Annotated in this window: 20 protein-coding genes; 5 read left to right on the forward strand and 15 right to left on the reverse strand. The window is 71.6% G+C overall.

What is annotated here, in order from left to right; translation table 11 throughout:
* Nucleotides 1–64: 64 nt before the first annotated feature.
* Nucleotides 65–760, reverse strand: coding sequence for a response regulator transcription factor (locus J3486_RS07855; protein ID WP_267878175.1), 696 nt, complete (start codon nt 758–760; stop codon nt 65–67).
* A gap of 152 nt (nt 761–912) precedes the next feature.
* Nucleotides 913–2,118, reverse strand: coding sequence for a sensor histidine kinase (locus J3486_RS07860; RefSeq protein ID WP_374194699.1), 1,206 nt, complete (start codon nt 2,116–2,118; stop codon nt 913–915).
* 224 nt (nt 2,119–2,342) lie between these two features.
* Here J3486_RS07860 and J3486_RS07865 point away from each other — a divergent pair, with 224 nt between their 5' ends.
* The 5 genes from J3486_RS07865 to J3486_RS07885 all read left to right on the forward strand — a co-directional run bounded on the left by J3486_RS07865 (nt 2,343) and on the right by J3486_RS07885 (nt 10,164).
* Nucleotides 2,343–3,362: a carboxymuconolactone decarboxylase family protein gene (locus tag J3486_RS07865; protein WP_207819403.1), complete on the forward strand. Its 1,020-nt coding sequence runs from the start codon at nt 2,343–2,345 to the stop codon at nt 3,360–3,362.
* Nucleotides 3,359–4,237, forward strand: coding sequence for a class I SAM-dependent methyltransferase (locus J3486_RS07870; protein ID WP_207819406.1), 879 nt, complete (start codon nt 3,359–3,361; stop codon nt 4,235–4,237). The genes J3486_RS07865 and J3486_RS07870 overlap by 4 nt, the downstream gene beginning before the upstream one ends.
* 95 nt (nt 4,238–4,332) lie before the next feature.
* A complete protein-coding gene (locus J3486_RS07875; protein ID WP_207819407.1) occupies nt 4,333–4,992 on the forward strand; it encodes a hypothetical protein in 660 nt (219 codons plus the stop codon).
* A 164-nt stretch (nt 4,993–5,156) separates the two neighbouring features.
* Nucleotides 5,157–9,230 (forward strand): bifunctional nitrate reductase/sulfite reductase flavoprotein subunit alpha, encoded by a 4,074-nt coding sequence (locus tag J3486_RS07880; RefSeq protein ID WP_307804725.1) that lies wholly within the window; start codon nt 5,157–5,159, stop codon nt 9,228–9,230.
* A 109-nt stretch (nt 9,231–9,339) separates the two neighbouring features.
* Entirely contained in the window at nt 9,340–10,164 is an 825-nt protein-coding gene (locus tag J3486_RS07885; RefSeq protein ID WP_207819409.1) for an SAM-dependent methyltransferase, read from the forward strand.
* 43 nt (nt 10,165–10,207) lie between these two features.
* Here the strand turns inward: J3486_RS07885 and J3486_RS07890 are convergent, their stop codons facing one another.
* The 13 genes from J3486_RS07890 to hydA all read right to left on the reverse strand — a co-directional run bounded on the left by J3486_RS07890 (nt 10,208) and on the right by hydA (nt 25,605).
* Nucleotides 10,208–10,924, reverse strand: coding sequence for an ABC transporter ATP-binding protein (locus tag J3486_RS07890; RefSeq protein ID WP_207819411.1), 717 nt, complete (start codon nt 10,922–10,924; stop codon nt 10,208–10,210).
* Nucleotides 10,921–11,706, reverse strand: a complete 786-nt coding sequence (locus J3486_RS07895) for an ABC transporter ATP-binding protein (RefSeq protein ID WP_207819413.1) — start codon at nt 11,704–11,706, stop codon at nt 10,921–10,923. The genes J3486_RS07890 and J3486_RS07895 overlap by 4 nt, the downstream gene beginning before the upstream one ends.
* Nucleotides 11,703–13,391 (reverse strand): branched-chain amino acid ABC transporter permease, encoded by a 1,689-nt coding sequence (locus J3486_RS07900; protein ID WP_207819415.1) that lies wholly within the window; start codon nt 13,389–13,391, stop codon nt 11,703–11,705. Before J3486_RS07900 ends, J3486_RS07895 begins: the two co-directional genes overlap by 4 nt.
* Nucleotides 13,388–14,350, reverse strand: a complete 963-nt coding sequence (locus tag J3486_RS07905; RefSeq protein WP_207819417.1) for a branched-chain amino acid ABC transporter permease — start codon at nt 14,348–14,350, stop codon at nt 13,388–13,390. The genes J3486_RS07900 and J3486_RS07905 overlap by 4 nt, the downstream gene beginning before the upstream one ends.
* Nucleotides 14,347–15,621 (reverse strand): branched-chain amino acid ABC transporter substrate-binding protein, encoded by a 1,275-nt coding sequence (locus J3486_RS07910; protein WP_207819419.1) that lies wholly within the window; start codon nt 15,619–15,621, stop codon nt 14,347–14,349. The genes J3486_RS07905 and J3486_RS07910 overlap by 4 nt, the downstream gene beginning before the upstream one ends.
* A 156-nt stretch (nt 15,622–15,777) precedes the next feature.
* Nucleotides 15,778–17,373 carry an ABC transporter ATP-binding protein gene (locus J3486_RS07915; RefSeq protein WP_207819420.1) on the reverse strand — a complete coding sequence of 532 codons (1,596 nt, stop codon included), beginning with the start codon at nt 17,371–17,373 and terminating at the stop codon, nt 15,778–15,780.
* Nucleotides 17,370–18,359, reverse strand: a complete 990-nt coding sequence (locus tag J3486_RS07920) for an ABC transporter permease (protein ID WP_207819421.1) — start codon at nt 18,357–18,359, stop codon at nt 17,370–17,372. Before J3486_RS07920 ends, J3486_RS07915 begins: the two co-directional genes overlap by 4 nt.
* The gene (locus tag J3486_RS07925) at nt 18,356–19,348 is read right to left on the reverse strand and encodes an ABC transporter permease (protein ID WP_207819422.1); all 993 of its coding nucleotides are present in this window, start codon (nt 19,346–19,348) and stop codon (nt 18,356–18,358) included. The genes J3486_RS07920 and J3486_RS07925 overlap by 4 nt, the downstream gene beginning before the upstream one ends.
* A gap of 2 nt (nt 19,349–19,350) precedes the next feature.
* Nucleotides 19,351–21,069 carry an ABC transporter substrate-binding protein gene (locus tag J3486_RS07930; RefSeq protein ID WP_207819423.1) on the reverse strand — a complete coding sequence of 573 codons (1,719 nt, stop codon included), beginning with the start codon at nt 21,067–21,069 and terminating at the stop codon, nt 19,351–19,353.
* 135 nt (nt 21,070–21,204) lie between these two features.
* Complete coding sequence (locus J3486_RS45160) at nt 21,205–21,306, reverse strand: Ms4533A family Cys-rich leader peptide (RefSeq protein WP_374194700.1); 102 nt, start codon at nt 21,304–21,306, stop codon at nt 21,205–21,207.
* A 223-nt stretch (nt 21,307–21,529) separates the two neighbouring features.
* Nucleotides 21,530–23,035: an NCS1 family nucleobase:cation symporter-1 gene (locus tag J3486_RS07935; RefSeq protein WP_207819424.1), complete on the reverse strand. Its 1,506-nt coding sequence runs from the start codon at nt 23,033–23,035 to the stop codon at nt 21,530–21,532.
* A 102-nt stretch (nt 23,036–23,137) separates the two neighbouring features.
* A complete protein-coding gene (locus J3486_RS07940; protein ID WP_207819425.1) occupies nt 23,138–24,157 on the reverse strand; it encodes a TIGR03842 family LLM class F420-dependent oxidoreductase in 1,020 nt (339 codons plus the stop codon).
* Between the two features lie 41 nt (nt 24,158–24,198).
* The gene (gene hydA / locus J3486_RS07945) at nt 24,199–25,605 is read right to left on the reverse strand and encodes a dihydropyrimidinase (protein WP_207819426.1); all 1,407 of its coding nucleotides are present in this window, start codon (nt 25,603–25,605) and stop codon (nt 24,199–24,201) included.
* Nucleotides 25,606–25,623: the final 18 nt, after the last annotated feature.

Raw genomic sequence — 25,623 nt, forward strand, 5'->3', positions numbered from 1 at the left:
CGGATCCTAGCGGCCGGCCCGCACGGCGCGTGCCCGCCCCGCCCGGCGCGGACGCGCCGGGCCGCTACGCGCCCGCGCCGCCGGCCTCCTGGCTCCGGGCCGTCACGAGTCCCGACTCGTAGGCGAACACGACGAGTTGGGCCCGGTCGCGGGCGCCGAGCTTCGTCATCGCGCGGCTCACGTGCGTCTTGGCGGTGAACGGGCTGATCACCATGTGCGCGGCGATCTCCTCGTTGGTGAGGCCGCGCGCCGCCAGCGCGGTGACCTCGCGCTCGCGCGGGGTGAGGCACTCCAGTCCTGGCGCGGTCGCCCGGTCCGGCGGCCGGGCGACGAACTCGCCGATGAGGCGGCGGGTGACGGACGGCGACAGGAGGGCGTCACCGCGCGCGACGACGACGATGCCGGCGAGCAGGTCCACCGGCTCGCTGTCCTTGAGCAGAAAGCCGGACGCTCCCGCGCGCAGCGCCTCGAAGACGTACGCGTCGAAGGCGTAGTTGGTGAGCATGACGACGCGTACGTCGTTGAGGACGGGGTCGGCGGCGATCCGCCGGGTCGCCTCGATGCCGCTCTCGCCGGGCATCTGCACGTCCATGAGCACGACGTCCGGCGCCAGGTCGCGGACGAGCGCGACCCCGGCGGCGGCGTCGCCCGCCTCCCCGACGACCTCGATGCCTTCCTCGGCGTCGAGCAGCGCCCGGAACCCGGCCCGCATGAGCGCCTGGTCGTCGACGAGCACGACACGGATCGCGGGGCGGGCCAGGGGGCCGGTCACGGGACCGGTCGCCGGGCCGGTCGCCGGGCCGGTCACGGGACCGGTCGCAGGGCCGCTCGCAGGGCCGGTCGCGGAACCGGTCACGGGACCGGTCGCAGGACCGTTCGCAGGACCGGTCACGGGGCGGGCCACCGGGCCGGTCACGGGGCCGCGCCCATCGCCGCGTCCGCCACCGGCGTCCGGGGCGCGGACGGCGACTCCTCCCGCACCGCCACCGGGCCTCCCGTCAGCGGCAGCACCGCCCGTATCTCGAAGCCTCCCCCGGCGCGCGGCCCGGCGGTCAGGGTGCCGCCCACGGCGTCGACCCGCTCGCGCATGCCGGTCAGGCCGGTGCCCTCCGTGGGCGGCCGGTCGGGATCCGCGGCCCCCTCGTCGGTGACGCGGACCGTCAACTCGGCTTCCCCGTATGTCAGTTGCACCTCGGTCGGCGTCGCGGCGCCCGCATGCCGTGCCACGTTCGTCAGCGCCTCCTGGACGATCCGGTAGACCGTGCGGTCGAGCGCCGGCGCCAGGGGCCGCTCCCGCCCGCCGACGGTGAGCGTGACAGGGATGCCCGCCGACCGGGCGCGCTCGGCGAGCAGCGCCGGGGTGCCGGTGGGCTCGTCGGTGCGCAGCACGTCGAGCGTGGCCCGCAGCTCGCGCATCGCCTCGCCGCTCGCCTCCTGGATGGCGAGCAGCGCGGCCGGTATCTCCTCACCGCGCTTGCGGGCGAGGTGCACCGCCACTCCGGCCTGCAGCTTGACGATCGAGATGCTGTGGGTGAGGGAGTCGTGCAACTCCCGCGCGATGCGCAGGCGTTCCTCCCCCGCCCGGCGCAGCGCCGCCTCCTCGCGGGTGCGCTCGGCCTCCAGGGCGCGCTGTTCCGTCTGGTGCAGATACGCCCGCCAGTTCTTGTCGGCGACACCGGTGACGACCGCGCACAGGAACCAACCGGCGAGCAGCATTCCCCGCCCGGCCGCCCCGTCGGCGGCGAGCGCGTCCCGCACGACGAACACGGCGAGGAAGGCTCCGGCGACGGCCCCGCCCAGGCCGCGGTGTTCCGCGCGGGACGCGGTGTGCACGGCCGCGATCACCGGCAGCGCGGCCAGCGGACCGGGGTGCGCGTGCAGCACGTACGCCGTGGTCAGGGCGGTCGAGACGAACAGAACGGCACGCGGCGCCCGCCGGTACCCGGCCAGGGCCGCCGCCGCCCCCGCCATCAGGGCGTAGTCCACCGGCGCGGCGCCGTCGCCGAGCGCCGCGCCCAGGATCACCACGGCCGCGATCACGACGGCCAGTGCCGCGTCGGCCGCGTAGGTGCGCAAGGAGCGGGCGACGGCCCCGCCCGCGCTCTCCTCGTCCGCCACGTCCGTGCCCCCTGTCCCGCCGCCACGTTCCCGATCCCCCGCCCTCTCACGAAGGCTAGCCCCCGCCACCGACAACGGCCTCCGTCGCGAGGACGGCGGCGGCGCCCGTTCTACTCCCCCGGGAGTAGGCGCAGTTGGGCCCGGCCGTACGACGCCCCGGACCGGGGCAGGGGCCGACTCTGGGCGGTGTCCGCACCACCACGTGTCCGACCCAGGGAGCCCCCATGCCAGGCCCGTACCGGTACACCAGCCCGCCCGCGCCGAAGTCCGCCACCGGCACCGCCGCCGCGGTCTACGCGCAGGCCGCCACCGACTTCGGCATCCCGAAGCCCTCGACGCTGATCGTCCTGTCGTCGGCGCCCGAACTCCTCGCGCCCGCCTGGGCGTTGCTGCGCGAGTCGCTGATCGCGGGCAGCGGGTCGCGCGGCGACCGCGAGCTGGTCGCCGCCGGGGTCTCGCAGGCCAACCGGTGTCCGTTCTGCGTGGACGCGCACGCCGTCCTGCTGCACGCGCACGGCGACCACGACCTCGGCGAGGCGGTGGCCCGTGACACGACGCCGGGCGACGAGCGGGCGGCGCGGCTGCTGGAGTGGGGGCGGGTCACCCGCGTCCCCGGCGCGCCCGCGCTCACCCCGCCACCGTTCGCCCGCGCCGACCTGCCCTCGCACCTCGGCACCGCGTTCGCCTTCCACTTCATCAACCGGATCGTGTCCGCCCTGCTGACCGAGAACCTGCTGCCCGCCGGCGCCCAGCGCTGGCCGTCGGTCCGGGCCCTCGCGGGCCGCAGCGTCGCCCGTGTCGTCCGGGCCGCGCACACCCCCGGCACCTCCCTGACCCTGCTCGACTCCCCGGGCCGCGGCCCCGACTGGGCGGCAGGCACCCCGGTCGGGGCCGCCTACGACGCGCTGCGCACCGCCGCCACGACGGGCGGCAGGCTCCTCGACGACGCCGACCTCGACCTCGTCCTGGAAACCGTCGCGGCCTGGGACGGCACGCATCCGCCCACGGTGTGGCCCGCGCTGCCGGACCGCGCCGACCGGCCGGGCGCGCGCCTGGCCCTGCTCGCCGCGCTCGCGCCGTACCGGATCACGGACGAGGACGTCGCCGCCTGGCGGGTGCCGCCGTACACCGACCACTGCCTGGTCCATCTGATCGCGTACGGGGCGTTCGCCGCCGTGGACCGGATCGAGTCGGCCCTGCCCGCTTCGCTCAGCGACCTGACCTCCGACCGGGAGACCCGATGACCGGCACCTCCACCGTCAATCACCGGCAGGCCCACGCCTGGAACGGTCCGCTCGGCCGGCACTGGGCCGACCACCACCGGCGCTTCGACACGATGCTGGGCGAGGCCGACGAGGCGCTGTTCGCGGCCGCCGCGATCGGGCCCGGCGACCGGGTGCTCGACATCGGCTGCGGCGCGGGCGCGACGACCCGGGCCGCGGCCCTGCTCGCGGCGCCGGGGCACGCGGTCGGCGTGGACATCTCCGCGCCGCTCGTGGACCGGGCACGCGCGCGTACCGCGCAGGAGGGGGTGCCGAACGCGGCGTACCAGCTGGGCGACGTGCAGGCGCACCCGTTCCCGCCCGGCGTCTTCGACGTCGCGATCAGCCGCGGCGGGGTGATGTTCTTCGAGGACCATGTCACGGCGTTCGCGAACGTGGCGCGGGCGCTGCGCCCGCGCGGCCGGCTCGCCTTCGTCTGCCCGCGCCGCCCGGACCCCGACTCGGAGGAGGTCACGGCGCTGTCCCTGTTCGCCCGGCGCCTCGCGGAGGGCAGTGCGTACCGCGCCGGGCAGGGCCCTGCCGCCCCGGACCCCGACGCACAGGCCGCGCACACCGCGATGGCGTCGCTGTCCGAGCCGTACCGGGTCCACGCGGTGCTGCACCGCTCGTTCACCGACATCGCCGTCAACCCCGTCGACATCCACACCCACTGGGGTGATTCGCCCGCCGACGCCGTCGACTTCCTGCTGTCGCGGGCGCCCGCGCGGAGCGTGCCGTCCGCGACGCGCGCCCTCCTGGAGGACACGCTCCGGCCGTACGCGACCCCGCGCGGGGTGCGAACCCGTGCGGGCGTGTGGCTCGTGACGGCTCTGCGCCGGGACGATGCCGGTGCGTGATGCGGAGGTGACAGAAGTGGCGGTATCGGTGGCGCAGGAAGTCGTGTGACACTGACCTCCCCCACCCACCCCACCTGACGTAAGGGACGTACGCCGTGCGTTCTCTCCCGCTTCCGGTCACCCTCACCGTCCGGCTCCTTCCCGTCGCCGTCCTCGCCTGCGTCGGCTGGGCCTGGTCCACCGGGCCGATGTCCGAGCCCGCCGCGAAGGACAAGGGCGATGCGGCGCCTCAGTCGTCGGCGCCGCAGAGCCCCAGCGCGAGCGTCGCGTCGAAGACGTACCCGAAGCCGCCCGAGCCGTGCGGCACGGTCACGGCCAAGACGGTGAAGGCGCTCGTCCCGGACGCGAAGACGGCGGGCAAGGAGCTGTCGGCCACGGACGAATCGGTTCGCCGCGGCTGCTCGTGGAGCGCGCTGAAGGGGTACGACTACCGCTGGCTCGACGTCTCCTTCGAGGTGAAGAACTCCGACGCCCTGGCGAAGCAGTCGTACAAGGACGGCGGCGCCGACGACTCCAAGGCCAGCCCGCTCGCCGGGCTCGGCGACGAGGCCCGGGTCACGAGCTCGCTCACCACCAAGGACAAACAGGACACCCGCGAGTCCGTGGTGACGGTCCGCAAGGCCAACGTCCTGGTGACCGTCACCTACAACGGCAGCGACTTCGAGTCCAAGGGCGCGCCGTCCAACGACACGGTGATCAAGGGCGCCCGGCAGGCGGCCGGGGACGCGGTGGCCGCACTGGGCTCCGCCGACTGACCCCGCCGGGACATCTCTCTCACCGCGCACCGGCCCCGGGTGTGCGCCCGGTGTAACCCTCGCCGGTCCGGCCGCGAGACTCCTGTGTAACGGGCATTTCCTACGGTCGTTCGCAGTACAGCCGAGCACATCGGCACGGAACGATCGTGAAGGGGCGAGTGCCTGTGGCCGCGCCTGAATCGCCGGACCCCAGCCTGGAGAAGGTGCGGACGGTCTGCTCGTACTGCGGCGTGGGCTGCGGTCTCGTCCTCGACGTCGGGCAGGGCCCCGACGGACGGCGTACGGTCCTCAAGGCGTCCGGCGACAAGGAGCACCCGGCGAACTTCGGCCGGCTGTGCACGAAGGGCGCGACGACCGCCGCCATGCTGTCCGCCCCGGGCCGGCTCACCACCGCGCTCGTGCGTTCCGAGCGCGGTGGTGAGCCCGAGCCCGCCACCGTGGACAGCGCGGTCCGGCACACGGCGCGCCGGCTGCGCGAGATCGTCGACGAGCACGGTCCCGACGCGGTCGCCTTCTACGTCTCAGGGCAGATGGGCCTGGAGGCCCAGTACCTGGCGAACAAGCTCGCCAAGGGGTTCGTGCGCACGAACCAGATCGAGTCCAACTCCCGGCTGTGCATGGCCAGTGCGGGCACCGGCTACAAGCTGTCGCTCGGCGCGGACGGCCCGCCCGGCTCGTACCAGGACCTCGACCGGGCGGACGTCTTCCTGGTCATCGGCTCCAACATGGCCGACTGCCACCCGATCCTGTTCCTGCGGATGATGGAGCGGGTGAGGTCGGGCGGCGCGAAGCTGATCGTCGTCGACCCGCGGCGCACCGCGACGGCCGCGAAAGCCGACCTGTTCCTGCAGATCGCGCCGGGCACCGACCTGGCGCTGCTCAACGGCATCCTGCACCTCCTGCACGAGAACGGGCACACGGACCCGCAGTTCATCGCCCAGCACACGGAGGGCTGGGCGGAGTTGGTGCCGCTCCTCGCCGACTACCCGCCGGCGGCGGTGGCCGCGCTCACCGGGCTCGCCGAGGACGACATCCGGGAGGCAGCGCGGCTGATCGGCGAGGCGGGCGAGTGGACGAGCTGCTGGACGATGGGGCTCAACCAGTCCACGCACGGCACCTGGAACACGAACGCGCTGGTGAATCTGCACCTGGCGACGGGCGCGATCTGCCGTCCCGGCAGCGGCCCGTTCTCCCTGACCGGGCAGCCCAACGCGATGGGCGGCCGCGAAATGGGCTACATGGGGCCGGGGCTGCCCGGTCAGCGGTCCGTGCTCGTCGACGCGGAGCGGGAGTTCGTCGAGGACCTCTGGGAGGTCGAACGCGGCACCCTGCGCGCGGACGGCGTCGGCAGAGGCACCGTCGAGATGTTCCGCAAGATGGCCGCCGGCGAGATCAAGGCGTGCTGGATCATCTGCACCAACCCGGTGGCGTCCGTCGCGAACCGCAGGACGGTCATCGAGGGTCTGGAGGCCGCCGAACTCGTCGTCACCCAGGACGCGTTCGCCGACACGGAGACGAACGCGTACGCCGATGTGGTGCTGCCCGGCGCGCTGTGGACCGAGGCCGAGGGCGTGCTCGTCAACAGCGAACGCAATCTGACGCTGGCCTCACCGGCCGTCGCGCCGCCGGGCGAGGCGCGGGCGGACTGGCGGCTGATCGCTGCGGTGGCGCGGGAGATGGGGTACGAGGAGGGGTTCTCGTACACGAGCGCCGAGGAGATCTTCGAGGAGATCAAGCGGGCCTGGAACCCGAAGACGGGCTGGGACCTGCGCGGGGTGAGCTACGAGCGGCTGCGGGCGACGCCCGTGCAGTGGCCGGCCGCGCGGCCCGACGGACCCGACCGCAACCCGATCCGGTACGTCGACGAGGCGGGAGTTCCCACCTTCCCGACGGCGAGCGGGCGCGCGGTCTTCCATGCCCGTCCGCACGTCCCCGCGGCCGAGATGCCGGACGACGACTACCCGTTCACGCTGAACACGGGCCGGCTCCCGCACCAGTGGCACACGCTCACCAAGACCGCCAAGGTGCCGAAGCTCAACCGGCTGAACCCGGAGCCGTTCGTCGAACTGCACCCGCTCGACGCACAGCGGCTCGGCATCGGGGACGGGGACTCGGTGGAGGTCGCCTCGCGGCGCGGCCGTGCCGTGCTGCCCGCAGTCGTCACCGACCGCGTACGACAGGGGTGCTGCTTCGCGCCGTTCCACTGGAACGACCTGTTCGGCGAGTATCTGAGCCTCAACGCGGTCACGAACGACGCCGTCGATCCGCTCTCCTTCCAGCCCGAGTTCAAGGTGTGCGCGGTGTCGCTGACGAAGGTGTCGACGACGGTGACGGTCCGGACACCGGCGCCCGCGTCCGAGCTCGAGCCCGCGCAGGCTCCCCAACTGGCCGTTCCCGCAGACCCGTTCGGACTCGCGGCCACCCGGCCGCCGGTGCTCTCCGCGCTGGAGCGGCAGTACCTCGTGGGTTTCCTTGCAGGCATTCCGGCGGGGGCGCCGGGCATGCCGGTGCTGCCGCCGTCGGCGCCGTTCAGCCCCGAGCACGCGCTGTGGGTGAACGGGGTGCTCGCCGGGATGTACTCGCGCGCCCCGCAGGAGGCGCCGCTGTCGGATTCCCGGCCGCCGGTCGTGGTCCTGTGGGCCTCGCAGACCGGCAACGCCGAGGAGGTCGCGGCGGACGCCGTGCGCCGGCTCACCGCGGCCGGGCACGCCGCCTCGCTCGTCGGCATGGACGAGGCCGATCTCGGCGCGCTGCCGGCCGGCGCCGATCTGCTCCTGATCACCAGCACGTTCGGCGACGGGGACGCCCCGGACAACGGTGCGGGCCTGTGGGAGACGCTGGCGGCGCCCGACGTCCCGCGTCTCGACGGGCGGCGCTACGCCGTGCTCGCCCTCGGCGACTCCTCGTACGACGACTTCTGCGGGCACGGCCGCCGCCTCGACCGGCGCCTGGACGAACTGGGCGCCTCGCGTCTCGCGCCGCGCACGGACTGCGAACCGGACTACGAGGACGCCGCGCGAGCCTGGCTCGACCAGGTGCTCACGGCGCTCTGCGACCCGCAGACACCATCGGTTCCGGCTCCGCCCTCGACGGTGACCCCCGCGCCCCGGTCGGCCAAGCCCGCCCCCGCGGTCGCCCGGCTCACCGGCAACCGCGCGCTGAGCGGGGCCGGTTCGGGCAAGGACGTGCGCCGGTTCACGTTCGACACCCGGGAGAGCGAGACGCCGTTCACGTACGAGGCGGGCGACGCGCTGGCCGTCCGACCGCTCAACTCCCGTGACCTGGTGGCGGAATGGCTCACGGTGACGGCCCTCGACGCCCACGCCGGGGTCACCCTGGACGGCATCGGGGAGCTCCCCCTCGAAGAGGCCCTGCTCCGCCACCTGGACATCACCCGGACGACCCCGGACCTGCTCCGCTTCGTGACCGAACGAGCACGCGACCCAAGGGAGTTGAGAAAACTCCTGCGTCCCGACAACAAGGGCGAACTCGCCAAGTGGTCCTGGGGCCGGCAGGCCGTCGACGTCGTCGCCGAGCACGGCGTGAAGGCCGACGCGCAGGAGTGGGCCGAGGTGCTGGGGCGGCTCCAGCCGCGCCTGTACTCCATATCGTCGAGCCCGCTCAGCGACCCGCACCAGGTGTCGCTCACCGTCTCCGTCGTCCGCTACGAGAACGTCAACGGGCTGCCGCGGCAAGGGGTTTGCTCGCCGTTCCTCGCCGACGCCGAACCGGGCACGGCGGTACCGGTGCACGTCAGGGCGGCCCCGAACTTCCGGCCCCCCGCCGACTCCGCGACCCCGATGGTGATGGTCGGTCCCGGCACCGGCGTGGCCCCTTTCATCGGCTTCCTGGAACAGCGCCGCCTGCTCGGGCACACCGGCCCCAACTGGCTCTTCTTCGGCGAGCAGCACCGCGCGACCGACTTCTACTACGAGGACGAACTCGCGGGGCTCGTCGCGGACGGGACCCTGACCCGCCTGGACACGGCGTTCTCCCGCGACCAGCGCGCGAAGATCTACGTACAGGACCGGATGCGCGAGCACGGTCCGCAGGTGTGGTCGTGGCTCCAGGACGGGGCCCGCTTCTACGTCTGCGGTGACGCGTCCCGGATGGCGAAGGACGTCGACCGGGCACTGCGCGACATCGCGGTGGCGCACGGCGGCCTGGACGAGGCGGGGGCTGCGACGTACGTGAAGCAGCTCGCGGCGGACAAGCGGTACGTGCGCGACGTGTACTGACCGGTCGCGTCAACTGGGCTGCCCGCACAGCCCGTTGAGATCATCCGCCGTTAGGGTGAGGCGGGACGACCACCGACGGACGCTCCAGAAGCAGGAGAGGGACGGCCCAGTGACCAGCAGCAGCGGCGACGCACACGCGGACAGCCTCACCGACCGAATCGACACCAGCCGGCCGCACACGGCCCGGATCTGGAACTACTGGCTCGGCGGCAAGGACAACTACCCCGTCGACGAGGCCGCGGGCCGGCAGATCCGTGAACTGCACCCGGGCATCGTCGACTACGCGCAGGCCGACCGCGCGTTCCTGGGCCGCGCGGTCCACCATCTGACGGCCGACGTCGGCATACGCCAGTTCCTCGACATCGGTACCGGCCTGCCCACGGCGGACAACACGCACGAGGTCGCCCAGCGGATCGCCCCCGAGACACGGATCGTGTACGTCGACAACGACCCCATGGTGCTGCGGCACGCCCAGGCGCTGCTCACCAGCAGCCCGGAGGGCAGCACCGACTACATCGACGCCGATCTGCGCGACGTCGACCACATCCTCGAACTCGCCGCGAAATCACTGGACTTCACACAGCCGGTGGCGTTGATGCTGCTCGGCGTGGTGATCTTCGTCGGCGACGACGAGGACCCCTACGGCCTGGTGCGCCGTCTCCTCGACGCGCTCCCCTCCGGCAGTCACCTGGTGCTCTCGCACACCATCACCCGCGCCGACATGCCGGACGTCGACGAGGCGGTGGCGTTCTGGAACGCGAACGGCACGCCGAAGCTGAACCAGCGCACCCCCGACCAGGTCACCCGCTTCTTCGACGGCCTGGACCTGCTCTCCCCCGGCGTCGTCTCCTGCTCCCGCTGGCGCCCCGGGGCCCCGGCCGGCGACGAGCCGGCCGAGGTCGCGATGTTCGGCGGGGTCGGCCGCAAGCCCTGAGGCCCGGCGCCCGGGTGCCGTGAGGCACCCCGGCGCCGCGCACTCAGTCCTCGCCGAGATACGCCTTGCGCACGCTGTCGTCGTCGAGCAGGGTGCGTCCGCTGCCGGAGAGGATGATGCGGCCCGTCTCCATGACGTAGGCGTGGTCGGCGAGGGCGAGGGCCGCGCGGGCGTTCTGCTCGACGAGGAGGATCGTGGTGCCGCCCGCCTTGAGCTCGGCGACGGTCGCCATGATCTTCTTCATCATGATCGGTGACAGACCCATGGAGGGCTCGTCCAGCATCAGCAGCTTGGGCCGGCACATCAGCGCCCGGCCCATCGCGAGCATCTGCTGCTCGCCGCCGGAGAGGGTGCCCGCCGCCTGGGTGCGGCGCTCCCGCAGCCGGGGGAAGAGCGTGTACGCGCGTTCCGTGTCATCGGCGACACCGTCGGCGTCCCTGCGCAGAAACGCCCCCAGCAGCAGGTTCTCCTCGACGGTCAGCCGCGGGAAGATGTGCCGCCCCTCGGGCGAGTGGGCGAGCCCGAGCGCGACGATCCGGTGCGCCGGGACGCCGTCGAGGTCCTGCCCGGCGAACCGGACCCGGCCCGCCGCCGCGGGGAGCAGACCGCTGAGGGTGTGCAGGGTGGTGGTCTTGCCCGCGCCGTTGGTGCCGATGAGGGTGACCACCTGCCCCTCCTCGACGCGGAAGGAGATGCCCTTGACGGCCTCCACCTTCCCGTAGGCGACGCGGAGTTCGTCGACATCCAGCAGGGCGCTCATACCGGCGTCTCCTCGTCGTCGGGTGCGCCGAGGTACGCCTCGACGACGCGTTCGTCGGCCTGTACGTCGCCGGGGGCGCCCTCGACGAGCTTGGCGCCCTGCACCAGGACCGCGACGCGGTCGCAGAGGTTCATGATGAAGCGCATGTCGTGCTCGATGACGAGGACGGCGACGCCGCGCGCCCGCACGGCGTGCACCAACTCCTCGGCCTCGCGCGTCTCCTGCGGGTTCATCCCGGCGGTCGGCTCGTCGAGGAGCAGCAGCCGGGGGTCGCTGGCGAGGGCGCGGGCGATCTCCAGGCGGCGCTGGGCGCCGTAGGAGAGGTTGCGGGCGAGGTGCCGCTCCCGGTCGGCGAGGCCGACGAAGTCGAGCAACTCCCGTGCCCGCGCCCGCGATTCGCGTTCCTCCCGGCGGTAGCGGGGCCCCCGTCCGAGCGCGGCGAGCAGCCCGGCGCGGGTGCGGGTGTGGCGGCCCACGATCACGTTCTCCAGGGCCGACATGTTGGCGAACAGGCGGATGTTCTGGAAGGTGCGGGCCACCCCGGCCCGGGTCACCTTCGCGGGCCGGGGCGGCAGCGGGGCGCCCTCGAACAGGACGGCACCCTCCGTGGGGACGTACAGGCCGGTGAGGCAGTTGAAGAAGGTGGTCTTGCCGGCGCCGTTGGGGCCGATCAGACCGACGATCTCGCCCTCGGCGACGGTGAGGTCCACCTGGTCGACGGCGGTGAGGCCGCCGAACCGCATGGTGACACCGCGCGCCTCCAGCAAGGGAGTTGGGCTCATGCCGGAATCTTCGCAATCTGGGTGGTGGAGGTGTCGACGGGCTCGTGGAACTCCAGCTGGTGCTTGCGGTCGGGCACGATCCCCTCGGGCCTGAAGCGCATCATCAGGATCAGGGCGAGACCGAACAGCATCATCTGGTATTGGCTGAAGAACGCGAACTTGGCGGGGAGGAGATAGAGCAGGGCCGCGCCGACGAGCGGCCCCGACACGGTGCCCATGCCGCCGAGGACGACCGCGGCCAGCAGGAACGCCGAGTTGGGCGGCGCGGTGTCCGCGAACTTGTAGTTCTCGGGGACGGCGTTGGTCTGCAGATGCGCCATGACCGTGCCCGCGAGCCCGGCGAGCGAGGCGCCGAGCCCGAAGGCGAGCAGTTTGAAGCGGAAACCCTCGATGCCCATCGCGGTGGCCGCCGTCTCGTCCTCGCGCAGCGCGATCCAGGCCCGCCCGATCCGGGAGTCGCCCGCACGCGCGTACACGAACACGATGACCGCGATGACGGCGAGGAGGAGCAGGTAGTAGTTGGCGAACCGGCCGAAGGTGACCCCGAGCAGCTCGTGCGGCGCACCGAAGTCGAAGCCGAGGATCTTCAGGTTCGGCACCGAGTTGATGCCGTTGGGCCCGTTCGTCAGGGAGGGACCCGAGGTGCCGTCGAGGTTGTTGACGGTGATCCGGAAGATCTCGCCGAAGCCGAGGGTGACGATGGCGAGGTAGTCGCCGTGCAGCCGCAGCGTCGGCGCGCCGATCACGAGACCGGCGACGAGGGAGATCGCCATGCCCAGCAGGGCGGTCGCCCAGAACGGCCAGGGGTCCATGTGCAGCGTGGAGAACGTCGAGCCGGAGACGAGCGCCGCGGTGTACGCCCCGGTGCCGAGGAACGCGACGTACCCGAGGTCGAGGAGCCCGACCAGGCCGACGACGATGTTCAGGCCGAGCGCGACGGCCGCGAACACGAGGATGTTGTCGGCGATGGCCGTGTACTGGTCGCCGGTCTGGGTGAACGGGAAGACCAGCGCGGCGACGAGGGCGGCCACGGAGACGGCGACCCGGTTGCGGGCGTTGATCCGGCTGAGCCGGGCGGCCAGTCCGCTCGCCGCCAGGGCGCGGGCGCCGAGCCCCGCCGCGGGCAGGAACGCGAGGAACTCCTCGGGCGAGCCGGTCGTGATGCCGTACGCGAGGACGTACATGGCGACGAGGAACACCACGGTGATCAGGGCGACTTCGAGGACGCGCGGCATCCGGGCGTCGGGCGCCGGGTCGTCCGCGGTGTCGTCCGGCAGGCCGTGTGCCCCGGCGGCGAGCAGCGCGGTGCCGACGAGCGCCGGCCAGCCGCCGGGTTCGACGTTGACCACTCCGCCGAGGGTGACGGCGATCGCGCCGACGGTGATCCAGGTCGAGGTGAGCGCGGCGAGCGAGGCCGCGCGCAGGGCGCGGGCGGCGCCGCGGGGCGCGAGCCGCGGCACGCCGAGAGCGGCGGCCGTGAAGTACGCGGCGAGCAACCCCGTGGCGAGGGTGACGAGTTGGCTGCCTCCCGGGTAGCCGGTGACGGTCAGGTTGCCGGGGAAACGCCTGGTCCACGTCCAGGCCAGGAACGGTGAGACGAGGGTGAGGACGACACCGGTGACGACGAGCGGCCTGGCCGCCCGTGCGGGGACGGCCGGGATCCTGAGCGGTTTCACGGCGATCACGCCCTGTCCGTGGCGAGGCGCTCACCGAGCAGACCTTGTGGTCTGATCAGCAGCACCAGAATGAGGATGACGAAGGCCCAGACGTCCTTCCAGGCGGAGCCGCCGAAGGTGTGCAGGGCCGGCAGGTGCGGGAGCAGCCCGGAGGCGAGGGACTCGGCGACGCCGAGCACGACGCCGCCGAGCATGGCGCCCTGGATGTGCCCGATGCCGCCGAGCACGGCCGCGGTGAAGCCCTTCAGGCCCGCGATGAAGCCCATGTTGTACGAGATGGTGCCGAGCCTGAGCCCCTGGGTGAGGCAGGCGACGGCGGCGAGCACGGCGCCGAGGGCGAAGGCGATGACGATGACGCGGTCGGTGTCGATGCCCATGAGCCGGGCGGTCCTGGGGTCCTGCGCGGTGGCCTGCATGGCGCGCCCGGTGCGGGTGCGGCCGACGAACCAGCTCAGCCCGACCATCGCCGCCGCGGCGAGGACGAGCGTGAGGATCGCCGCGTACGAGACGGTCACCCCGCCCAAGTGGAGTGGTGTGCCCGGGAGTTGGGGGAAGGGGACGGGTGCGGTGACGCCGACGGACTTGCCCGGCAGGGTGAAGAAGTTGAACACGACCTGCTGGAGGAAGAGGGAGAGACCGATGGCGGTGATGAGCGGGGCCAGGCGGGGCGCGCCGCGCAGCGGCCGGTAGGCGAACCGCTCGGCGGCGACCGCCGCGGTCACGGAGACCAGGACCGCGGCGATCAGCAGGACGGGCAGGGCGATCCAGAGGTTCACCTGGTGCAGGCCCGGCACCCACGCGTACACGAAGAGGGCGCCGAACCCGCCGAGCATGAAGATCTCACCGTGGGCGAAGTTGATGATCTGGAGGATGCCGTAGACCATCGTGTAGCCGACCGCGATGAGGCCGTACATCGCGCCGAGGACGAGTCCGTCGGTGAGGAGCTGGAAGAGGTCGGTGGTGCTCACTTGACGGTGACCACCTTGACGCCGTCCGCCCACTTGCCGTTCTTGACGCAGTTGATGCTGATGACCGGGTTGGTGCTGTCGCCGTACTCGTTGAAGCCGATGGTGCCGGTGGCGCCCTCGAAGGAGACCTTGCCCATGGCCGCGACGACCTTCGGGCGCAGCCGGGCGACGTCGCCGACCTTGCCGCCGTCGGCCTTCACGGCCGCGGCGACGGCCTTGATCAGCGCGGTGGTCGCGTCGTAGGTGTAGATGCCGAAGACGCCGTAGGTCTGCTGGTAGCCGGCCGCCTCGTAGGCCGAGACGAACGACTTCGACGTGGTCATCTTCTCGATGGGGGCGCCGTCGGAGTGGGTGCAGGTGCCGTCGGCCGCCTTGGCACCGGCCAGGGCGATCAGCTGGTCGTCCTTGACGGCGTCGCCACCGCCCATCGGACCGTCGAACCCGGCGGCGACGAGCTGCTTCTTCAGCGCGGCCGCCTGCGGGTACTCGCCGCCGTAGAACACCCCTTGTGCGCCTGAGGACTTGACGCTGTTGACGACGGCGGAGTAGTCGGACTCGTCCGGGTTGACGGACTGGTGGATGACGACCTTGCCGCCGAGCTTCTTGTACGCCGTCGTGAAGTCGTCGACGATCTGGCTGCCGTAGGTCTTCTTGTCGTCGACCGTGGCGATCTTCTTGATCTTCAGGTCGTTGTAGAGGTACGAGGCGGTGACGGGCACGGCGACGTCGTCGGTCGAGATCGTCCGGAAGTAGTTGTCGTACTGCCGCTCGGGGTGGGCCGTGTAGTCGGCGCCCTTGGTGAGCGTGGCGGCGGTGTTCGCGCCGGAGATCTGGACCATCCGCGCGTCGTGCAGGGTGGACTGCATGGCGGCGGTGACCGAGGAGTTGTAGGCGCCGACGACGCCGATGACGGAGGTGTCGGAGACGAACGCGGCCGCGTTCTGCTGGCCGATGTTCGGGGTGCCCTGGTCGTCCCTGGGCTGCAGCTTGAAGGTGACGCCGGGCACCGCCTTCTCCTTGTTGGCCTGCTTCACGGCCAGTTCGGCGGAGTTGCGCATGCCGAGGCCGACGGCGGCCAGGTCCTTGGACAGGGGCGAGTCGTAGCCGATGGTGATGGTGGTCGAGCCGCCGCCCGACGCACTGTCGTCGCCGTCGCCCTCGTCGCGCGATCCGCACGCGGTGAGGGTGAGGGCGAGCGAACAGGCGATCAAGGGCGCCGTCCGCACAAAGAGCCTGGTACGGGTGGTGCGGGACGTGGTGGAGCCGAGCATGAGGTCCTCCCCGGGATCAGTGGCTGAAACCTAGATCGGACCGTCATGCACGCCTCTTGTCCGCTCGGCACATGTCGGCCGACCAGCGCTGTCCCGGCGGACAACTCCGTTTACCTGTACGTCATGTGACGCGCCGTCGGCGACGGCCGAATCACCTCAGACCGCCGCAAGCTCCGCACGTGCCGCACGCCGCTGCGCGGCCCGTGCGGGGTCGAGCACGGGCACCGCCGCGAGCAGCGCCCTCGTGTACGGGTCGCGCGGATCGCCGTAGACCTGCTCCACCGGCCCCTCCTCGACGATTCGTCCCCGGCGCATCACGGCGACCCGGTCACTGACCTGCCGGACGACGGCGAGGTCGTGCGCGATGAAGACGAGGGAGAGCCCCAGCTCCTCCTGCAACTCGGCCAGCAGGGAGGTGACCTGGGCCTGGGTCGTCACGTCGAGCGCCGAGACGGCCTCGTCGCAGACGATGAGGTCCGGCTCGGCCGCCAGGGCCCTGGCGATGCCGACCCGCTGGCGCTGGCCGCCGCTGAACTCGTGCGGGTAGCGGTCGTAGTGGGCCGGGTCGAGGCCGACGCGGCGGAGCAGCTCGGCCACCCTGGCCCGGATCGCCGCTTCGTCGCGCTGCCCGGCCGCCCGCAGCGGATCGGCCACCGACTCGCCCACGGAGCGGCGCGGGTTGAGCGAGGAGACGGGGTCCTGGAAGACCATCTGCACCCGGGCCCGGCGCGTGACCGTGCCCTCGGTCGGGTCGAGCAGGCCGACGAGCATGCGGCCGAGGGTGGTCTTGCCGCTGCCGCTCTCCCCGACGACGCCGACGGTCTCACCGCGGTGCACGCTGAGCGAGACGCCGTCGACGGCCGCCTGGGCGTGGCCGCCGCGGCCGAAGACCCGGCGTACACCGACGGCCTCGACGAGCGGTTCGCGTGGGTCGTCGGGTGTCTGCCGGTGCGGCTCCCCCGCGTGGTCGCCCGGGTCGTCGGGGATCCGCGGGACCGCCGCCAGCAGCGTCTTCGTGTACGGCTGTCGGGGCGCCCCGAGCACGTCCCGCGCGGGCCCCCGCTCGACCGCCCGGCCCGCCTGCATGACGAGCACGTCGTCGACCGACTCGGCGGCCACGCCCACGTCGTGGGTGACGAGGAGCAGGCCCATGCCCGTCTCGTGCCGCAGCTGGTGCAGCAGATCCAGGATCTGGGCCTGCACGGTGACGTCGAGGGCGGTCGTCGGTTCGTCGGCGATGAGGAGCCGGGGTTCGCAGGCGAGCGCCATCGCGATCAGGGCCCGCTGCCGCATGCCGCCGGAGAACTCGTGCGGCCGGGAGCGGGCCCGCCGGGCCGCGTCGGGGATCCGCACCCGGTCCAGGACCTCGACGGCGCGGGCGCGGGCGGCCCGTCGGGAGACCTTGTGGTGGACCCGGTACACCTGGGCGATCTGGTCGCCGATCGCGTAGTACGGGTCGAGGGACGACAGCGGGTCCTGGAAGACCATCGCGGCCGTGCCGCCCCGCAGGGAGCGCAGTTCGGCGTCGCCGGCGGCGTTGACGTCGACGCCCGCCACCCGGACGGATCCGCTGACGACGGCGCCGGTCCCCCGGTGCAGGCCGAGCAGCGCGTACGCGGACGCGCTCTTGCCGGAGCCGGACTCGCCGACGACGCCGAGCGCGGCGCCGGGTTCCAGCGAGAACGACAGCTTGTCCACCGCCCGTACGTCGCCGAAGGAGATGGACAGATCGGTGACGTCCACGAGGCTCATGCGAGCACCACCCGTCGGTCGGCCAGCGCCTGGAGGACATCGGCGACGGCGTTGGCGAGGACGACGAAGAATCCGGTGACGAGCACCAGACCGACGACGACCGGAAGGTCCACGGTCTTGACGGCGTCGACGAGTTCGCGGCAGATCCCCGGGATCCCGAAGAGGGACTCGGTGAGGACGGCGCCGCCGAACATGGAGCCGATGTCGAGGGCGCCGAGCGCGATCACGGGCGCGAGGGCGCCGCGCAGCGCGTGCCGCCGTACCAGCGTCCGCTCGCCGACCCCGTACGCGCGGAAGGTGCGCACATGGTCCTCGGCGAGGGTCTCCAGCATGGCGGCGCGGGTCATCCGGGCGTACGGCGCCGCCGAGACCAGGGCGAGCGAGACCCAGGGCAGCAGCAGGTTCCAGGCCCACTGTTCGGGGTTCTCGGTGAACGGCACGTAGTCGGGGAACGGCAGGATCTGGAGCGCGGTGACGAGCACGATGATCAGCAGCAGACCGATGACGAAGACCGGCGTCGCCATGCCGGCGAGGGTGATCCAGGTGAGGATCCGCTCGGTCGGCCGGCCGCGCCGCCACACCGACAGGATCCCGGTGCCGACCCCGAGCAGCACCCAGAGCACGGCCCCGCCGACGACGAGGGAGGCGGTGGCCGGGAGCTTGCCGAGGATCAGCTGAGTGACCTGCTGGTCGCTCTGGTACGACAGTCCGAGGCAGGGCGCCGGGCAGTGCAGCACGCCGGTACCGGTGGAGTAGTCGCGACCGGCGAACAGTGCCTGCACGAAGTGGGCGTACTGCAGGTAGAGCGGGTCACCGAGGTGCAACTGGTCGCTGACCTGGGCGACTTGGGCGGGCGAGCAGCGCGGGCCGCAGGCGATCTGGGCGACGTCGCCCGGAGCGACGTAGAAGGCGGCGTACACGACGACGCTCAGCGCGAAGAGCACGAAGACGGCTCCCGCGACGCGTCGCAGCAGGAACCCGGTCATGCGTCGGCCTCCTTCTTGCGGCCGGTGCCGATCCGTAGCCGGGACGCGGCGCGCGGGTCGAGCGCGGTGCGCACGCCCTCGCCGAGGACGGTCAGCGCGAGCACGGTGACGAAGAGCAGCACGGTGGGGATCAGCAGATAGGTGGGGGCCGCCTGGTACCAGGTGTCGGCGTCGCTGAGCATCTGTCCCCAGGACGGTGTGGGCGGCTTGATGCCGACGCCGAGGAACGACAGGGCGGCCTCGACGACGATGTTCGCCGGGAAGAGCAGGACGGCGTACGTGATGACGGGCGCGCCGAGCGCGGGCAGCAGCTCGCGCCGGGCGACCTGCCAGGAGCTCCAGCCGCTGAGCCGGGCCGCGGCGACGTGGTCGCGCGACTTCAGGGACAGCGTCTGGGCCCGCACGATCTTCGAGATGCCGGACCAGCCGATGAGCCCGATGACCACGGCGATCAGCACCGGGCGCGGGAAGGCGGCCGGGGCGACGGCGAGGGCACCGAGCGCGATAACCATGATGGGCAGCGCGACGACGACGTCGGTGATGCGGCTGAGGGCTTGGTCGACGTACCGGTTGCCGAGTCCGGCGGCGAGTCCGACGCAGGTGCCGATGACGACCTGGAGCAGGGTGGCGCCGAGCGCGACGCCGAGGGAGACCCGGGCCCCGTACACGACGCGGGCGAACAGGTCGCGTCCGGTGAGGGGTTCGACGCCGAGCCAGTGCGCGCCGCTGATCCCGCCGAACGAGCCGAGCGGCACACCGCCGGTGGCGGAGTCCACGAGTCCCGGGTGGTACGTGGTCGGGTCCTGCCCTTCGAGGGCGCTGAGCAGCGGCGCGGCGAGCGCGACGACGACGAGCAGGCCGACGATGACGGCGGCGACGAGGGCGGAGCGTTGGGCGCGCAGCCGTTCCCGGAACGGGTGGCGGCCCCCGGAGGCGGGGGCGATGTCCGCCCCCGCCTCCGCGTTCTCGATCAACAGGGCTTCGGCCATGGCTACTTGACCGACACCTGCGAGACGTCGAGCACACCGGTCCAGTCGCTGATGACGATGTTCTTGACGGCCGAGCCGTACAGACGCTTGTAGACCGGGTGGAACAGCGGCACGGTCAGCGCCTGCTCCCCGACCTTCTTGTCGAGGGCGCCCCAGCGCGCGGCGGCGGCCTTCAGGTCGGTCAGCTTGTTGATCTCGTCGATCTCCTTGTTGACCGAGGAGTCGTTCAGCTGGGCGGAGTTGAAGTTGTAGCCGTTCTTGACGATCTGGCGGCCGTCGAAGATCGGGGCGAAGAACGGGCCGCCGGACGGCCAGTCCGCTCCCCAGCCGCCGAGGAAGAAGCCGGGCTCCTTCTTCACGTTGTGGACCGTCTCGGAGTAGTCGTTGTCCTCCAGGCCCTTGAGCTCGACGGTGATGCCGGCCTTCTTGAGCGCCTCCTGGATGGCGGTGGCGATCTCGGGGCTGGTGGCGAAGTCCTTGGCGTTGGAGTGGGTGAGGGTGACGGTCAGCCCCTTCGGGTAACCGGCCTCCTTCAGCAGCTCCTTGGCCTTGGCGGCGTTGCCGTTCTTACCCGCAGGGAAGTGGTCGTAGGGCGTGTACCCGAAGGACTTCTGGTCGGGCAGGAAGGTGGTGGCGGGCTCGGCGAGCGACGAACCGCCGGCCGCGTTGACGACGGAGGTCCGGTCGACGGCGTAGGAGATGGCCTGGCGCACCTTGGGGTTGTCGAACGGCTTCACCTTCGGGTTGAAGGCGATGTAGTTGGTGTAGCCGAAGTGGCCGGTGCCGACCCGGGCGGCGAGGTCCTTGTCGCCGCTGACCTTGGCGAGTTCGGCGGGGCCGAGGTTGGTGTCGGTGGTGACGGCGGCGGCGTCGGCGCCGCGCGAGGCGGACAGCCGCTGGTTGATGACGGCGGAGTCGAGCCCGGACCGGACGTCGATCTTGTCGGGGTAGGCCTTGCGCTCCGCGTCGGTGGCCGCCGACCAGTGCGTGTTCCTGGCCAGGACGAGGTGCTCGCCGTCGCCCTCGTTCTTGACGACCTTGTACGGGCCGGAGGAGACGGGGTGCTGCTCGTACTTGGTGCCGGTGTCCTTGGCCTTCGGCACCGGGGTCGTCTGGGTCTGCGTGGCCAGGTAGGGGAACTCGCCCTCGGGCTTGTTCAGGTGGAAGACGATCGTCTTCTCGTCGGGCGTCTCGATCGAGTCGAGCCCCTTCTTGTCCTTGTACGGGCCTTCGTAGTCGGCCCCGCCGATCAGCCAGTCCCTCAAGTACGGTGCGCCGCCGGAGAGTTCGGCCGCGAACGATCTCTCGATGCCGTACTTGATGTCGGCGCTGGTGATCGCCGAGCCGTCCTCGTACTTCAGCCCGTCCTTGAGGTGGTATGTCCACACAGTGGCGTTCTTGCTGGGCGTGCCCAGATCGGTGGCCAGGTCGGGAACGACCTTGGCGCCCGCGGCGCCGTCCTCGCGGTTGCGGGTGGTGAGCGTACGGAAGACGAGCGAGGGGATGTTGCCGCCGCCGGAGGTGTACAGCCGCGCGGGGTCGAAGTCCTCCTGCGGGGAGCTGTTGAGGACGGTGAGGGTGCCGCCCTTCTTGGGGGCACTGGCGGCGCCACCGCTCCCCGCCTTGCTGTCCTCGGGCCCGCACGCGGCGGCGCCCACGGCTATGGCGGTGACGGCGAGAGCCGCTGCGAGGCGACGCGATATGACGGACGGTTGACGCATCGGAGGATGACCTTTCGGGGTGCTGCGTGCGGGGAGGGGTGAGCGCAGGCAGCGGTACGAACGGTCACGACTGCATGATGAGACAGTCGTCCGGCATGGGAGAAAACATGCTGCGCCTGCGCACGGGGGCTGGCGTCAGCAACAGTGATCGTCGGAGACACTGAGCCTGGTCACACCAATGAGAGCAAGCTCAATGGCTGCTTGCTCCAAGGTGGAGGGGCTCTGTGACCGTGACATGCCGAGGAATATGACTCGGCACACCCAGGAAAGTCAACACGGATCGAGACGGCATTCTCAGGTCGCGGACAAGGCGCGAAACCCCTTGCTCCCGTCCCGCCACCCATCCGCCCACGCATCAACTAGGCAGCCGGCAAGGGGCTTTGAGGCCGGTCGCGACGGCTCGGTGCGCCACGCCCCGGGGAGGGCGCGGCGCACCGCGCGATGGGGCCAGTGGCCCAGATCACACCCGGGACCGTCCGGCCATCAGCGCGAGGTAGACGATCAGGGACGCCCCGAGTCCCACGGCCCACCCGTAGTCGGCGAGCGGCTTCAGGAAGGGGATGATGCCGTCGACCGGGAAGGGGCCGGCCTTGTTCCCCTTCGCGTCGAGCGTCGAGTACGAGCCCCCGACGGCCAGCACCCCGCCCACCGCGAACGCGGCGACGGCCCGCCAGTTCCAGCCGCCCGAGTACCAATAGCGGCCGCCCTCCACGTACAGGTCGGCGAGGTGCAGCACGGTGCGCCGCACGATCCAGTAGTCCGCGATCAGGATGCCGGCGACCGTGCCGAGCAGTCCGCCGACGACACCGAGCCACGTGAAGATGTACAGCTCGGGCGTCGAGGTCAGCTTCCAGGGCATGACCAGGACACCGATGACGCCGGTGATGATCGCGCCGGTGCGGAAATTGATGATCTTCGGGGCGAGGTTGGCGAGGTCGTAGGCGGGCGACACCACGTTGGCGGCGATGTTGACGCTGATCGTCGCGACGAACACCGTGATGAGCGCGAACAGCAGCCCGAAGACGTTGTCCGTCTTGCCGGCCAGCGCGACCGGGTCCCAGATCGCGACGCCATACACCTTCTCCGAACCGGCCGTCACCAGCACCGACATCAGCGCGAACAGGGTCATCGTGGTGGGCAGCCCGAGGGCCTGGCCCCAGATCTGCGCCTTCTGACCCTTGCCGAAGCGGGTGAAGTCGGGGATGTTCAGAGACAGCGTCGACCAGAACCCGATCATGCCCATGAGGCCGGGGAAGAAGACCTTCCAGAAGTCCGCGCCCCAGCCGACCTTCGACGGCTCGTGCAGCAGCGGCCCGAACCCGCCCGCCTTGTTCGCGATCCACACGAGCAGCACCACCGCGCCGACGAGCACGAACGGGGCCGCCCAGTTCTCGAAGCGGCGCAGGGTGTCCATGCCCCGGTAGATGATGGCGAGTTCGAGGACCCAGAAGACGACGAAGCAGAGCCACAGGGTCCACGGGTAGCCGCCGATCGTCCCGGCGTCGGCCCAGCCTCCGAAGATCTTGCCCAGCAGGACGAAGATGCCCTGGCCGCCGATCCAGGTCTGGATCCCGAACCAGCAGCACGCCACCGCCGCCCGCACCATGGCCGGCAGATTCGCCCCGCGCACCCCGAACGAGGCGCGGGCCAGGACAGGGAACGGGATGCCGTACTTCGGCCCCGCGTGACCGGTCAGCAGCATCGGCAGCAGCACGATCACGTTCGCGAGGGCGATGGTGAGCACCGCCTGCTTCCAGTCCATGCCGAGCGCCACCAGGCCGGAGGCGAGGGTCCAGGACGGGATGCAGTGGGCCATGCCGATCCACAGGGCCACGAAGTTGTACGTCGTCCAGCGCCGCTCGGCGAGCGGTACCGGCCGCAGGTCTTCATTGGCGTACCGGCTGCCGGCCGGATAGGCGTCGGCGGCCAGATCCACCGCGGGCGGTGGCGGGGCTATGTCGGTCATGAGGCAGTCCGTTCTAGGGAGGGGAACGTGGGATTGCGGCCGTGCGGAAGCCGTGAACTGCCGTGCTGGGTCGTGCTGTTGTGGGGGTCCTTAAATCTCCTGTCATGCGTTCAGGGCCGGGATGACGTCCTGCCCGTACACGTCGATGACCTTCTCCTTCGCGTCGTGCATCGCGTAGATCGCGAACTGGTCCACGCCCAACTCCCGCAGCGCGCGCAGCTTTTCGACGTGCGCGGAGACCGGGCCGATGAGACAGAAGCGGTCGACGATCTCGTCGGGGACGAAAGCCGTGTCCGGGTTGCCGGAGCGGCCGTGGTGCGCGTAGTCGTACCCCTCGCGCGCCTTGATGTACTCGGTCAGCTCGTCCGGCACCATCCCGGAGTGGGAGCCGTACTTGGAGACCAGGTCGGCGACGTGGTTGCCGACCATGCCGCCGAACCAGCGGCACTGCTCACGGGCGTGGGCGAGCGCCTCGGGCGAGTCGTCGTCGGTCACGTACGCGGGAGCGGCGACGCAGATCTTCACGTCCTGCGCCGTGCGGCCCGCGGCGACGGCCGCGTCCCGCACCGCCTTGACCATCCACTCGGTGAGGAACGGATCGGCGAGCTGGAGGATGAAGCCGTCGGCCTCCTCCCCGGTCATCTTCAGGGCCTTGGGGCCGTACGCGGCCATCCAGACGGGGAGTTCGGCACCCGCGCGCACCCACGGGAACCTGATGACGGTGCCGCCGAGGTCGGCCTCGTCGCCGCGGCCCAGCGCGCGGATCACCTTCATGGCGCCGCTGATCCGGGCGAGCGTGTTGGGTGTGCGGCCCGCGACGCGCATCGCGGAGTCGCCGCGGCCGATGCCGCACACCGTGCGGTTGCCGTACATGTCGTTGAGCGTCGCGAACGTGGAGGCGGTGACCTCCCACGTCCGGGTGCCCGGGTTGGTCACCATCGGGCCGACGATCAGCCGCTGCGTCTCCGCGAGGATCCGGCTGTAGATGACGAACGGCTCCTGCCACAGCACGCACGAGTCGAACGTCCACCCGTGGGTGAAGCCGACGCCCTCCGCCCGCTTCATCAGCTCCACGACCCCGGAGGCCGGCGGGTCGGTCTGCAGGACGAGTCCGAAGTCCATGATGCGATCCCTCGCTTGCTCAGATCAGGTTCGGTTCAGGGTCAGTTCAGGTACTGACAGGTGCCGCGCGGGGTGTACGTGCCGTGTCCGGCGCGCCCGGTGAACTCCCGGTCGGTGATGACGAGTTCGCCGCGCGAGAGCACGGACTCCACGCGGCCGGTCAGGCGCTTGCCCTCGTACGCGGAGTAGTCGACGTTCATGTGGTGGGTCTCGGCGCTCACCGTCTGCTCGGCGTGCGGGTCGTAGATGACGATGTCCGCGTCGGCGCCCGGGGCGATGGTGCCCTTCTTCGGGTACAGGCCGAACATCCGCGCCGGGGTGGCGCAGGCGATCTCGATCCAGCGGCGGCGCGTGATGTGCCCGTCGACGACCGCCTGGTGCAGCAGGTCCATCCGGTTCTCGACACCCGGCATGCCGTTCGGGATCTTGGAGAAGTCGCCGCGGCCCAGTTCCTTCTGCCCGACGAAGCAGAACGGGCAGTGGTCGGTGGAGACGACCTGGAGGTCGTTGGTGCGCAGGCCGCGCCAGAGCGCCGCCTGGTGGTCCTTGGGCCGCAGCGGCGTCGAGCACACGTACTTGGCGCCCTCGAAGTCCGGCTCGGCGAGGTTGTCGGTGGACAGGAAGAGGTACTGCGGGCAGGTCTCGCCGAAGACCGGCAGGCCCTCGTCCCGGGCTCGCGCCAGCTCGGCGACCGCTTCCTGCGCCGAGACGTGGACGACGTACAGCGGGGCGCCGGCCACCTGGGCCAGCTTGATGGCGCGGTGCGTCGCCTCGGCTTCGAGCAGGGCCTTCCTGACCTCGCCGTGGTAGCGGGGGTCGGTCTCGCCGCGGGCGAGGGCCTGCTCGACGAGGACGTCGATCGCGATGCCGTTCTCGGCGTGCATCATGATCAGCCCGCCGTTCTCGCCGGCCCGCTGCATGGCGCGCAGGATCTGGCCGTCGTCCGAGTAGAAGACGCCCGGGTACGCCATGAACTGCTTGAAGGAGGTGACGCCCTCCCCCACCAGCAGGTCCATCTCCTTCAGCGTGTCCTCGTTCACGTCGGAGACGATCATGTGGAAGCCGTAGTCGACGGCGCACCGGCCGTCCGCCTTGGCGTGCCAGGTGTCAAGGCCCTCGCGCAGGCTGTGGCCCACGCTCTGGATCGCGAAGTCGACGATCGTAGTGGTGCCGCCCCAGGCGGCGGCCCGCGTGCCCGTCTCGAAGGTGTCCGCGGCGAACGTGCCGCCGAACGGCATCTCCATGTGGGTGTGCGCGTCGACGCCGCCCGGGATGACGTACTTGTGTGACGCGTCGATGGTGCGCGCGTCCGTCCAGGACGCGGCGGTGTCGCTGCCACTGGCCGCGAGGGCCACGACGCGTCCGTCCTCGATGAGGACGTCGGCGTGCATCTCGTCGGCGGCGGTGACGACGAGACCGCCGCGGACGACGGTACGGACGGCGCTCATGTTCTCCTCCAGAAGCAG

This window comes from Streptomyces sp. VRA16 Mangrove soil, assembly GCF_017377775.1.
Lineage (GTDB): Bacteria > Actinomycetota > Actinomycetes > Streptomycetales > Streptomycetaceae > Streptomyces.